Raw genomic sequence first — 11,514 nt, forward strand, 5'->3', positions numbered from 1 at the left:
CGGCGTCGATCTGAGCGTTTTCCGCGCTGCGCTGCTGATTCGCTCGCTGCCGCTCGCTCATCGCTCGCCTCCGGTTGACGGGTTGATGTCGGGGATGGTGTCCACCGGGGAGGTCTGTGGCACCTGGAGGTCGAACAGCTCGCGGAGCAGGGCCGCGTACTGGTCGCCGCCGGGTTCCGCGGCGAGCCTGCGGACCCGCACGGTCGGCTGGTGCAGCAGCCGCTGGACCACCCGGTGCACGGTGCGGGCCACCTCGGCGCGCTGCTCGTCGGTGAGGTCGGGACGGCGCTGTGCGAGCCGGCTCAGCTCGGCGGTGACCACGTCGTCGGCCCGGCCGCGCAGGGCGGCGACGGTCGGCGCCACGTCGGCGCCGCGCAGCCAGGTGAGGAAGGACTCCACCTCGCCGGCCACGATCCGCTCGACGGCGGCGGCGTCCGCGGCGGCCGGACCGTCGGCGAGCAGCGCCGCCATCCGGTCGATGTCGATCACCTCGACGCCGGGCAGCTCGGCCACGCCGGGCCCGACGTCGCGCGGTACGGCCAGGTCGAGCAGGACCAGCGGCCCGCGCCCCGGGTCGCGGCGGGCCACCGCCTCGGCGACGACTGCCCGGTTCAGGACCGGCTCGGCGGACGCGGTGGCGGCCACTACGATGTCCACTGTGGATACCGTGGCGGCCAGCTCGGCCATCGGCCGCGCGCCGGCACCGTACGACTCGGCCAGCCGGACGGCCCGGTCGGCGCTGCGGTTGCTCACGGTCAGCGGCCCGGCGCCGAGCCGGGAGAGCGTCGCCACGCCCAGCGAGCCCATCGCCCCGGCCCCGACGACCAGCGCGGGGCGGCCGGTGAGATCGTCATCGAGGTGGCCGGCGGCCAGCCCCAACGCGGCGGTGACCACGCTCTGGCCGGCGCGGTCGATGCCGGTCTCGGAGTGGGCCCGCTTGCCGACCCGCAGCGCCTGCTGCATCAGCTCGTGCAGCAGCCGCCCGGTGGTGTCCGCACCGCTGGCCCAGTGATAGGCGTCGCGGAGTTGACCGAGGATCTGCGCCTCGCCGATCACCATCGAGTCCAGGCCGGCGGCGACCCGGAAGACGTGGCCCACCGCGGCGGAGTCGAAGTGCACGTAGAGGTTGTTGGCCAGCGCGGCCGGCTGGCAGCCGGCCCGCTCGGCGAGGACGGCGCAGATGTCACCGAGGCCGCCGTGAAAGCCGGACACCGCCGCGTAGACCTCCACCCGGTTGCAGGTGGAGACCAGCACGGCCTCGCTCAGGTACGGCTGGGCAACCAGGCGGTCCAGGGTGCGGGTGAGCTCGGCCGGGGGCACCGCGAGCCGTTCCAGGGTGGCGACCGGCGCGGTGCGGTAGGACGCGCCCACGACGAGGAGTTTCACGTGCCGATCGCCTCCTGGCTATCGGTGATCGCGAGACCGCCCGGCAGGGCGGTGAGCCCGGACCCACCGGCGGCGGGGAGCCCGGTCAGGGATGCCTTGCGGTGCTCGTGGAACGACAGGATCTGCAGCTCGATGGCGAGGTCGACCTTGCGCACGTCGACCCCGTCGGGAACCGAGAGTACGCACGGCGCGAAGTTGAGGATGCTCGTTACGCCGACGGCCACCAACTGGTCGGCGACCCGCTGGGCCGCCGCTGCGGGGGTGGCGATGACGCCGATCGCGATCGACTCCTCGGCCGCCACCCGGGGCAGCTCGTCGACGTGCTGCACGACCAGGCCGTTGATCTCCTCGCCGACCCGCGCAGGGTCGGCGTCGAGCAGGGCGGCGATCCGGAAGCCACGGCTGGCGAAGCCGTCGTAGCCGGCCAGGGCGTGACCGAGGTTACCCACGCCGACCAGGGCGACCGCCCGACGATGGGTGAGGCCGAGCACGTACTCGATCTGCTCGATCAGCAGCGCCACGTCGTATCCGACGCCCCGGGTGCCGTACGAGCCGAGCTGGGACAGGTCCTTGCGGAGCTTGGCCGAGTTCACCCCGGCGGCGTTGGCCAGCCCTTCGCTGGAAATCGTCTCGTTGCCGGTTTCGGCGACATCGTGCAGGGCACGGAGGTATTCGGGGAGCCGGGCCACCGTCGCCTCGGGCAGGTCCGGGAGCGCCGGTACGGCACCGGCGCGGCCGGGCGCGCCAGGGTGACGGTGCTGACTCATGAGACTCCGTGCGGTGCGATCCTCGACCAACTCCACCGGTCGGCCGTTTCGGGACTCCCGCTGGCGACCGAAATTGCCGGCTGTGCTAGCGGGGCGCGTCGGAATTACAGAGTAGGCGCTTGTGAAGACGTGCACAAATCGCGATCTTGTCGGCACCCCCCGCGCCTCCACCAGCCGCTCCACTCCTCAAGATCCCAAAACACCCCGCACCAGGCCCCGCCCACATCCCACGCGCGATTATCCCCAATCCCGACCTCTCCGACCAATCACACACAGCCCCACAGCCATTGCAAATCGTTGATCACTAGTTATTGCCTCCGCCCCGCCGATTCGGAGCGCAACAACTTCATGATCGAAAAGAGGGGCGGTCAGCGGAGGGTGGTGGCCCGGGTCACGGCTTCGAGGAGGGTGCCGGCCACCGGGTGGCCGGAGGCGTGCAGGCGGGCCTGATCGGTGAAGCCGCCGGTGTAGAGGACGGCGCGACCGCCCACGGCGAGCGCCGCCTCCGCGTCGTCGATCGAGTCGCCGATCAGCACCACCGACCGGCCGTCGATGCCGAGTCCGTCGAGGTGACGGGCGAGCGACTCGGCCTTGCGGTCGCCGCCGACCTCCGCCCGCAGCCCGTCGACCCGGGTGAAGCGCCCGGTCAGGCCGTACGTCTGCACCGCGGGCACCAGCTCATCGTGGAACCACATGGAGAGCAGCGACTGGCTACCCGGCCAGGCCGCCATCGCGTCCACGGCGTCGAGGGCCAGCTCACAGCTGGTCAGGCCGAGGCGGTACGCATCGTGGAAGATCTTGTCCAGCCGGCCGAACGCCTCGTCGTCGACCGCCCGCCCGAGCACCTCGGCGTAGTAGTCGGCGATCGGCCGACGGAACCGCACCCGGTGCTGCGCCGCGGTGACGCTCGGTCCCCCCTCGCTGGCGAACACCGCGTTGGTGCAGGCCACCACCAGATCGAGATCGTTGAGCAGGGTGCCGTTCCAATCCCACACCAGGTGGGGGCGTACAGGGGTCATCGCCGCACCCTATCCGGGGACGCCGAGCGCCCACAGGGGCTAGAGCTGCGGGGAGGTCAGGTCGCGCAGCAGGCGCTCCTCCTCGACCCGCCAGTAGCCGTGCTCCTTGCCGTCCAGCAGCACCACCGGCAGCCGGTCGCCGTACTCGCGTTCCAGCTCGACATCGGCGCTGACGTCCCACTCGGTCCACCGGTCGCCGGTGACCGCGACCACCCGTTCGAGCGCCGCCTTGGCGTCCTCGCACAGGTGGCAGCCGGGTCGGGTGATCAGGGTCAGGCGGGGCTCACGCATCGTTCTCCTCCATCGCGCCGAGCAGGGTCTTGCGTACTTTTCCGATCACCGAGCGGGGCAGCACGTCGACGAACTCGACATCGGTCGGGCACTTGAACCGGGCCAGGTTACGGGCGCAGTGGGCAATCAGCTCCGCACCGGTCGCCCGGTGCCCCGACGCCGGCACCACGTACGCCCGGACAGTCTCCCCGGTCCTCGGGTGCGGCACCCCGACTACCGCCGACTCCGCCACCGCCACGTGCTCCGAGAGCACCAGCTCCACCTCGTGCGGGTACACGTTGAAGCCGTTGACCAGGATCAGCTCGCCGAGCCGGTCCACCAGGAAGAGGTCGCCGTCGGCGTCGGCGTACGCGATGTCGCCGGTGGCCCACCAGCCGGTCGCGTCCGCTCCGCCCGCGCCGTCCGGCCAGTACCCGGAGAAGAGGTTCGGCCCGCGCACCACGATCTGACCCGGGTCGGTGCCGGTGGCCGGGTCGGAGAGGTCCAGCTCGTCCGAGTCGTCGTCGGGCACGGCGCGGCCGTCGTGCCACAGGTCGACGCCGTCCGCCCCGACCAGCCGCAGCTCGACCCCGGGCAGCGGACGGCCGATCGAGCCGGCCCGGGGCACCCCGCCGACCAGGGTGGAGGTGAGCACCGGCGCGGTCTCGGTCAGGCCGTACCCGATGTGCACCGGGCGACCGGTGGCCTCGGTGAAGCGGGCCGCGTCCGCCGGTTCCAGGGGCGCCGCGCCGCAGACCACGACCCGCACCGCGGCCATCGCCGCGGCGAGCGTTCCGGCGTCCGCCCGGGACCATGCCTGCACCATCGACGGTACGCCGACCAGCACGCTGACCCGGTGCCGGGCGATCTCGCCGAGCGCCGCGTCGGGACCCGGGTCGTCGACGAGCACCCCGGTCGCGCCATGGTGGAGCACCGCACCGAGCCCGGTGTTCAGCCCGTACGCGTGGAAGAGCGGCAGCGCCAGCAGGATGGTGTCCTCCGGACCGACCACCGGCGGATCGATGCGGCCGACCTGATCGTGGTTGGCCGCCAGGGCACCGTGCGTGAGCATGGCGCCCTTGGGCCAGCCCTCGGTGCCGGAGGTGTAGATCAGCACCGCCAAATCGTCGGCGTCCCGGGCGGGAAAGCCCGCCCCGCCGACGTCGGTCGTCGGCGGGGTGGTGTGCACCGCACCGAGCGTGGGCAGGGCGGCCGTGGCCGCCAGATCACGGATCCGCTCGGTGCCGATCAGCACCGACGCGCCCGAATCGACCAGGACGTGCCGTAGTTCCCGGCCGGCGAGGCCGGGGTTGACCGGCACCGCGATCAGCCCGGCGCGCAGCGTGCCGAGCAGGCTGACCACGAACTCCGGCGAGTTGGGCAGCGCCACGGCGACCCGCGCCGGTCGACGTGGCGGGTCGGTGGCCGGCGCGGCGTGGGCCAGCGACCGGGCGACCCGGGTCACCGTCTCGTCCAGTTCGGACCAGGTGATCGCCCCGCCCTGCCAGCGCAGCGCGGGTTTGTCGGGGTGGGTCACCGCCGCCCGGCGGAGGCGGTCGGCGAGGTTCGGCCCGATGCCGTCGGCTGCGTACTGCACGGTGGCTGAGTCTGGCACAGCACGACCGGACCGGCCATGCCTCGCGTCCACCCGGCCAGCTTCGGCGGCGCGTAGACTCGGCCGGCGGCCGATCGATCCCGGAGCACGGCCGCGGTCCCGTGCATGGAACTCGCCCGGCGTCACCGAGGGTACCGGGACAATGCCGTCGCAGCGGCCCGGCCGAGGCCGGCCAGCTGCCCCGCGGGCGGCGCCGGCACCGGTACGCGCGCCCGGTGGCACCCGCCACCACCAGCCTGAACAGCCATTCCACGACGGACCAGCCAAAAGGCCGGTTGTCAACCACACCCGACGGACAACCGGTCCGCCAGGTGTGCGACCTGTCGGTAAATACTTTGGCCCTGTGTAACGGACTTGCCACGCGCGGGTGACGTTGGCCCTATCATCACTCGGGTCGGCTCACCCCATTTGCCGTGAGTCGACACCCCTCAGCCCGAGGAGGCCCCCGTGCCCGTCAGCGCATTGGACCAGCACCTCAAGGGGATCTGCCGCCCGCCGGCACACCCCAGAGCCGCCCTGCCCGGCCGCGCCCCGACCGGCCGACCGGCCATTGCCAGCGCGGCGGACGGCGGAACGGAGGCGGCACGATGAGCACCTTTGGCTTCGCACACCGCCCGATGGGCCTCTCCGGTCCGGCGGCCCGCATCCCGGTCAACGAACGCGGCAGCACACCCGGCCCCCAGGACGCGACGGGCAACCTCACCGTCCGGGGCGAGGGCACCGCCCGGCGGGTCGGCAGCCGACCGCACCAGAACGAGCCACCACACCGAACACCGGTGCCGGGCGGCAACACGATGCCGACCGGCGGGCGGGTCGCCTCTCCGAGCCGGCCGACGATGCCGGCACAGGCCCGACGCAGCGGCGACGCGCCGGTCACCGAGCTGTCGACCGAGACCGCGGTGCTCCCCGCGGTGACCACCTCAACCGGCACGTCGAGCGGGTACCCGAGCCGGCCCGACCCGTCCGATCCGGCCACCGAGGTCTGGGGCCTCGTCGAGCGCGCCCAGGCCGGTGAGGCCGAGGCGTTCGGGCTGATCTACGACCGCTACGTCGACACCGTCTTTCGCTTCGTCTACTTCCGGGTCGGCAACCGCCAACTCGCCGAGGACCTCACCTCCGACACGTTCCTGCGGGCCCTCAAGCGGATCGGCAGCGTCACCTGGCAGGGCCGCGACCTCGGGGCCTGGTTGGTCACCATCGCGCGCAACCTCGTCGCCGACCACTTCAAGTCCGGCCGCTACCGGCTGGAGGTGACCACCGGCGACGTGCTCGACGCCGACCGCGAGGATCGTGGCCCGGAGGGCAGTCCGGAGGCGGCGGTGGTGGAACACATCACCAACGTCGCATTGCTGACCGCCGTCAAGCGCCTCAACCCCGAGCAGCAGGAGTGCATCGTGCTCCGCTTTCTCCAGGGCTTCTCGGTGGCCGAGACGGCCCGGGCGATGGGCAAGAACGAGGGCGCGATCAAAGCGCTCCAGTATCGGGCGGTCCGGGCCCTGGCGCGACTCCTCCCCGACGGTTTCCAGCCGTAGCGCCGGCAACGCGTCGGAGTCGCCACCGCCGGTGTCCGACCAGCTCAGCACCATCTCGCGGCATGACAGTCATCACTTTGCGTAATTTCGCCCTCCTCCGGCCCGTAACCCGCCGCCGGTTCGCTGCGTTTTTCCGGGTGCGACCGGTGACAGCCCGGGAACCCGGGCCCGCCGGATGACGGGCGGTGGCGCCAACGGCGGCCTCCGCCGTGCTGCCAAGCGGTCATCGGTCGCTGGCGGTGACCGCGGCCGACCGGCCGCGACCAGCGAGAGGAGGTGCCGCGGTGGACAACGCCCTCTTCGCCCGTCGGCGCGCCGAGCGCTTCGCGCAGCTTCTCGACGAAGCCAACGGCGCCCGACGCCATCATCTCCGGTCCCGGGTCGACGACCAGCTCACGCCGCTCGTCGCGCTCGGCCGGCAGCTCAACACCAGGCCGCCCGCGGCCGAGGTGGACCAGGAGTTCCGCGCCAGCCTGCGGGCGATGCTGCTGGCCACCGCCGCCCGGGAGGGCATCGGCGCGCCCGCCGCACAGCCGGCCGAGAGAACCAGCACTGGCCGGGGTTCGCTGTTGCCGGCCGTCACCGCCCGCCGGGCCCGCGCCCGGGGCGCGATCCTGGTCGGCATCGCGGCCGGCGCCATCGCCGTCTCCGGCATCTCGGCCGCGAGCGAGAACGCCGTACCGGGTGACGCGCTCTACAGCATGAAACGCGGCACCGAGCGGGCCCAACTCGCGCTCACCAGCTCCGACATCAGCCGCGGCCAACTCTTCCTCGAATTCTCCCGTACCCGTCTGGCCGAGGCGAACTCGCTGCGCGGCAACCGGGCCGGTTACCGCGCGGTGCTGGACGACATGGACGCGGACACCCGGCAGGGCGTACGCCTGCTGACCGGGGCCGCGGCGCAGCGCTCGGACCCGGCGGCGCTGGACGCGGTCGACGCCTTCGTCAGCCGGCAGCGGCGGGCCCTCGACCCGCTGACGGAGCGCGGGAGCCGGGCGGACCAGGAGCGCACCTCGAAGTCGCTGGCCCTGCTGGCGTCGGTCGCCGAACGCGCCGATGCGCTGCGCGCCGCGATCGCCTGCGGCCGACCGGCCACCACCGCCAGCGACGACCTCGGCCCCATCCCCGGCAGCTGCCCCTGACCCGGTGAGCAGCGCACGCCACACCCGCGCCGGCGGTCGGGTGTGTCCGTGCCGGCTACCCTCGCTGGGGGCGGAGTTCGACGTCCCGGCGGGCGACGTGAGGGGGGAACGGTGGCGCGCAGCCGCAAGGTGACCGTCAGCACCGACGTGCACGGGCACACCGCCGGTTGGGCGCAGACCGATCCGGCTCCCCCGGCAGCCCCCGACCCGAGCGCCGCGGCCTTCTTCGACGTGGACAACACGATGATGCAGGGCGCCTCGATCTACTGGTTCGCCCGCGGCCTGGCCGCCCGCAACTACTTCACCACCGCCGACCTGGCCCGGTTCGCCTGGCAACAGCTGCGGTTCCGGCTGCTCGCCCGGGAGCACGCCGGGGACATGTCGCAGGCCCGGGAGGTCGCCCTCGCGTTCGTCGAGGGCTGGCGGGTGGAGGACGTCGAACGGCTCGCCGAGGAGATCTTCGACGAGCTGATGGCACCGCGGATCTGGGCCGGGACCCGCCGGCTGGCCCAGGGCCACCTCGACGCCGGTGAGCGGGTCTGGCTGGTCAGCGCCGCTCCGGTGGAGATCGGCCGGGTGATCGCCACCCGGCTCGGGTTGACCGGCGCGATCGGCACGGTCGCCGAGGTGGTCGACGGCGCATACACCGGCCGGCTGGTCGGCGAGCTGATGCACGGGCCGGCCAAGGCCGAGGCGATCACCCAGCTGGCTGCCGTGGAGGGTCTGGACCTATCCCGGTGCGCCGCCTACAGCGACTCCGCCAACGACCTGCCGATGCTGTCCATGGTGGGCCGGGCGGTGGCGGTCAACCCCGACACCGCCCTGCTGCGCCAGGCTCGCCAGCGCGGCTGGGAGGTACGCGACTTCCGCACCGGCCGCCGGGCCGTCAAGATCGCGGTCCCGTCGACCGCCGCCGCCGGACTGGTGGCCGGCGCGGTCACCGCCGGTGTGGCGTTGCAGCGCCGCCGCCGTAGCAGCAGCGACTGAGGCAGCCCATGCCGGCCGGGGCCCGAACGGGCCCGGCCTGGTCACGGGCCGAGCGAGCCCGGCCTGGTCACGGGCCGAACGGGTCCGGGCGCCGGGCCAGCAGCTCGTGCAGGGTCTGCTGGATGGTCTCCCGGACCTGGTCGGCGAGGTTGAACACGACCAGCGGGTCGTCGGCGGCGTCGACCAGGTGAGCCGTCGGGATCGGCGGGCAGAATTCGATCAGCCACTTGCTCGGCAGCGGCACCATGCCCAGCGGCCCGAGCCAGGGAAAGGTCGGCGTGACCGGGAAATACGGAAGCTTGAGCAGCCGGGCCAGGGGCTTGATGTCGGCGAGCATCGGATAGATCTCCTCGCCGCCGACGATCGCGACCGGGATGATCGGCGTGCCGGTACGCAGCGCCGCCGAAACGAAGCCGCCCCGGCCGAAGCGTTGCAGCTTGTAACGCTCCGCGTACAGCTTGCCGACGCCCTTGAAGCCCTCCGGGAAGACGCCGACCAACTCGCCGCCGCTCAGCAGCCGCTCGGCATCCGGGTTGCAGGCCACCGTGCCCCCGGTCTTGCGGGCTATCTCGGAGACCAGCGGCATCCGGAAGACCAGGTCCGCGCCGAGCAACCGCAGATAGCGATGAGCCGGATGCTCGTGATGCAGGGCGGTGGAGAGGATCAGGGCGTCCAGCGCCACCGTGCCCGAGTGGTTGCCCACCACCAGCCCCGCCCCGTCGGCGGAGACATGCTCCAGGCCGCTGACCTCGGTACGGAACCAGTCCCGGTAGAGCCTCCGCAGCAGCGGGTGGAAGACCGCCTCGGTCAACTCCGGGTCGAAGCCGAACTCGTCCACTTCGTAGTCGCCGGCCAGCCGCCGACGCAGGAACGCCAGACCGTCGGCGACCCGCCGGTCCCAGACGTCGCCGGGCTGGTCCGCCACCGCCGGGGCGGAAGGCCGGGGCGGGTGGTGTCCGTTGCGCCGGGCGAGGGCCGGGTCGGGGGTGACCGGTGACGGCTCGACGTACCGGTCGACGTGCGCCTCGTCGGGCTGCTCGGCGGGCCCGGTCACGGCTGCTCCCGTACCGCGGCCCGGACCTGCCGGATGCGGTCGAGCACGAGTTGCTCGGCGGCGGCCAACTGTTCCCGGGTCACCACGGCACCACCGCGGTGCGCGCGGATGAAGTCGTCGAAGGCGTCGGCGGTCGAGCGGGGGGTGAATCCGTACTCGCGCTTCAGCCGGGAGATGTCCACCACCCGACCGTGCACGAAGAGGTCGACCTGGTCGAGACCGTAGCGGCCGAAGCCCATGGTCCGGGCGAGCCCGACGGCACCGGACAGGCCCGGCTCCAGCACCGGCACGGCGAGCCGACCGGCCCGGCGGATCGCCTGGGACAGCGCGAGCACCCCCGGGCCAGCAACGTTGTAGGTGCCCGGATGGTCCTCGACGACCGACCGGTGCAGCACCTCCAGGGCGTCGTCGAAGTGCAGGAACTGCAACCGGGCGTCGCGGCCGAAGATGGTGGGCACCACCGGCTGCGCGAAGTAGCGGGTCAGCGTGGTGTCGGCCGTCGAGCCGATGAAGGGCGCGAAGCGCAGCACGGTGGCGGTGACGTCGGAGCGCCGGCGGCGGAAACCGCGGACGTACCCCTCGATGTCGAGGATGTCCCGGCCGAAACCGCCGCGCGGCACCTCACGCGGCTCGGTCTCCTCGGTGAAGACGGCCGGGTCCCGGAACGACGCCCCGTATGCCGCGGTCGAGGAGCGGACCACGATCTTGCGTAACCGGGGTGCCCGCTGGCAGGCCGCGAGCAACTGCATGGTGCCGATGACGTTCTGTTCCTTCATCGCCGCCCGGCCCCCGTGCTGCGGGTCCGGCGCGCTGGCCAGGGCCAGGTGCACCACGGCGTCCACGTCGAGGTCGGCGAGGAGACCACCGACCGCACCGGGGTCGACGCGGATCCGCTCGACCTGGTCGAGTAGCCCGCCGACCTCCGGCCCCGGCTCCAGCAGATCGACGCCGATGACCCGGTCGATCCGCAGGTCGGCGGCGAGCCGGGCAGCGACGTGCGCGGCGAGATAGCGACTGACCCCGGTCACGACGACGACCCCCGGAGGGCTCACGGAGCCACCGGGGGTCATGTCTCGCACCTCCCCCGGCAGGTGGGACCGAGCCGGGGCAGCCACGGCCTGGTCACCTGAGCCTCCGAGGGTCGACTGTTGGCAAGCAACGGATGCCGGGCCGCGGCCCGGCACCGGTCACTTGCCGAGACGGCGACGCTGGACGCGGGTCTTGCGCAGCAGCTTGCGGTGCTTCTTCTTAGCCATGCGCTTGCGGCGCTTCTTGACCACCGAGCCCATACGACAGCCTTTCGATGCAATGTGCGGCGCGACCGGGAAGACGCCATGAACCATCGACGTCGGCGACCGCTTGCGGACAACGGACCGGACCGGCGGCATGGGCGGCAGAGCGCACCAGCGGTCACGATCGGAGTCCAGCGTAGCGGGGATGCGTCAGCAGGACCAACGCGCCCCCGGTCGATGCCCGTTCACCGGGCCGGCCGCGGCCGGGCTCACGCGCCGGTCAGGCGGTTTCCTGGAAGGCGCCGCGAAGATATTCGTGCACCGCGTGCTCGGGCACCCGGAACGACCTGCCGACCCGCACAGCGGTCAGCTCACCGCTGTGCACAAGACGGTAGACCGTCATCTTGGAGACCCGCATCACCGTCGCCACCTCGGCGACGGTCAGGAACTTGACATCCGACAGTCGCCCGTCGGACTGCGACCCGGCCATGGCTCACCCGACCCATCCCA

General features: G+C 72.7%; 12 protein-coding genes. 3 read left to right on the forward strand and 9 right to left on the reverse strand.

Annotated elements, in window-relative coordinates:
* Positions 1–57: 57 nt before the first annotated feature.
* The 5 genes from ACQPYA_RS28070 to ACQPYA_RS28090 form a co-directional block, all read right to left on the reverse strand.
* Positions 58–1,386, reverse strand: coding sequence for a glutamyl-tRNA reductase (locus tag ACQPYA_RS28070; RefSeq protein ID WP_433530022.1), 1,329 nt, complete (start codon positions 1,384–1,386; stop codon positions 58–60).
* Entirely contained in the window at positions 1,383–2,153 is a 771-nt protein-coding gene (locus ACQPYA_RS28075) for a redox-sensing transcriptional repressor Rex (protein WP_433530023.1), read from the reverse strand. The genes ACQPYA_RS28070 and ACQPYA_RS28075 overlap by 4 nt, the downstream gene beginning before the upstream one ends.
* A gap of 368 nt (positions 2,154–2,521) precedes the next feature.
* Positions 2,522–3,172, reverse strand: coding sequence for an HAD family hydrolase (locus ACQPYA_RS28080; protein ID WP_433530024.1), 651 nt, complete (start codon positions 3,170–3,172; stop codon positions 2,522–2,524).
* 39 nt (positions 3,173–3,211) lie between these two features.
* Entirely contained in the window at positions 3,212–3,463 is a 252-nt protein-coding gene (locus tag ACQPYA_RS28085) for a glutaredoxin family protein (RefSeq protein WP_433530025.1), read from the reverse strand.
* A complete protein-coding gene (locus ACQPYA_RS28090) occupies positions 3,456–5,039 on the reverse strand; it encodes an AMP-binding protein (RefSeq protein WP_433530026.1) in 1,584 nt (527 codons plus the stop codon). Before ACQPYA_RS28090 ends, ACQPYA_RS28085 begins: the two co-directional genes overlap by 8 nt.
* 605 nt (positions 5,040–5,644) lie before the next feature.
* On the opposite strand from ACQPYA_RS28090, the gene ACQPYA_RS28095 reads away from it, so the two are divergent.
* From ACQPYA_RS28095 to ACQPYA_RS28105, 3 genes are all read left to right on the forward strand, one after another.
* Positions 5,645–6,589, forward strand: coding sequence for an ECF subfamily RNA polymerase sigma factor, BldN family (locus ACQPYA_RS28095; protein WP_433530027.1), 945 nt, complete (start codon positions 5,645–5,647; stop codon positions 6,587–6,589).
* Between the two features lie 284 nt (positions 6,590–6,873).
* Positions 6,874–7,731, forward strand: a complete 858-nt coding sequence (locus tag ACQPYA_RS28100) for a DUF5667 domain-containing protein (protein WP_433530028.1) — start codon at positions 6,874–6,876, stop codon at positions 7,729–7,731.
* A 111-nt stretch (positions 7,732–7,842) separates the two neighbouring features.
* Positions 7,843–8,718, forward strand: coding sequence for an HAD family hydrolase (locus ACQPYA_RS28105; RefSeq protein WP_433530029.1), 876 nt, complete (start codon positions 7,843–7,845; stop codon positions 8,716–8,718).
* Between the two features lie 67 nt (positions 8,719–8,785).
* Here ACQPYA_RS28105 and ACQPYA_RS28110 read toward each other — a convergent pair whose 3' ends face one another.
* The 4 genes from ACQPYA_RS28110 to ACQPYA_RS28125 all read right to left on the reverse strand — a co-directional run bounded on the left by ACQPYA_RS28110 (position 8,786) and on the right by ACQPYA_RS28125 (position 11,494).
* The gene (locus tag ACQPYA_RS28110) at positions 8,786–9,643 is read right to left on the reverse strand and encodes a lysophospholipid acyltransferase family protein (protein WP_433533657.1); all 858 of its coding nucleotides are present in this window, start codon (positions 9,641–9,643) and stop codon (positions 8,786–8,788) included.
* Between the two features lie 125 nt (positions 9,644–9,768).
* Positions 9,769–10,842 (reverse strand): NAD-dependent epimerase/dehydratase family protein, encoded by a 1,074-nt coding sequence (locus ACQPYA_RS28115; RefSeq protein WP_433530030.1) that lies wholly within the window; start codon positions 10,840–10,842, stop codon positions 9,769–9,771.
* 117 nt (positions 10,843–10,959) lie between these two features.
* On the reverse strand, positions 10,960–11,061 hold the full coding sequence (locus tag ACQPYA_RS28120) for a 30S ribosomal protein bS22 (RefSeq protein ID WP_007465623.1): 102 nt from the start codon (positions 11,059–11,061) through the stop codon (positions 10,960–10,962).
* A 223-nt stretch (positions 11,062–11,284) separates the two neighbouring features.
* On the reverse strand, positions 11,285–11,494 hold the full coding sequence (locus ACQPYA_RS28125) for a helix-turn-helix domain-containing protein (protein ID WP_091079691.1): 210 nt from the start codon (positions 11,492–11,494) through the stop codon (positions 11,285–11,287).
* Positions 11,495–11,514: the final 20 nt, after the last annotated feature.

It is taken from the genome of Micromonospora sp. CA-263727, from assembly GCF_050942455.1.
Lineage (GTDB): Bacteria > Actinomycetota > Actinomycetes > Mycobacteriales > Micromonosporaceae > Micromonospora.

Coding starts and splice junctions, on each gene's coding strand:
- ACQPYA_RS28075 (WP_433530023.1), bottom strand. CDS start 2,153: ATGAGTCAGCACCGTCACCCTGGCGCGCCCGGCCGCGCCGGTGCCGTA.
- ACQPYA_RS28080 (WP_433530024.1), bottom strand. CDS start 3,172: ATGACCCCTGTACGCCCCCACCTGGTGTGGGATTGGAACGGCACCCTG.
- ACQPYA_RS28085 (WP_433530025.1), bottom strand. CDS start 3,463: ATGCGTGAGCCCCGCCTGACCCTGATCACCCGACCCGGCTGCCACCTG.
- ACQPYA_RS28095 (WP_433530027.1), top strand. CDS start 5,645: ATGAGCACCTTTGGCTTCGCACACCGCCCGATGGGCCTCTCCGGTCCG.
- ACQPYA_RS28115 (WP_433530030.1), bottom strand. CDS start 10,842: ATGACCCCCGGTGGCTCCGTGAGCCCTCCGGGGGTCGTCGTCGTGACC.
- ACQPYA_RS28120 (WP_007465623.1), bottom strand. CDS start 11,061: ATGGGCTCGGTGGTCAAGAAGCGCCGCAAGCGCATGGCTAAGAAGAAG.
- ACQPYA_RS28125 (WP_091079691.1), bottom strand. CDS start 11,494: ATGGCCGGGTCGCAGTCCGACGGGCGACTGTCGGATGTCAAGTTCCTG.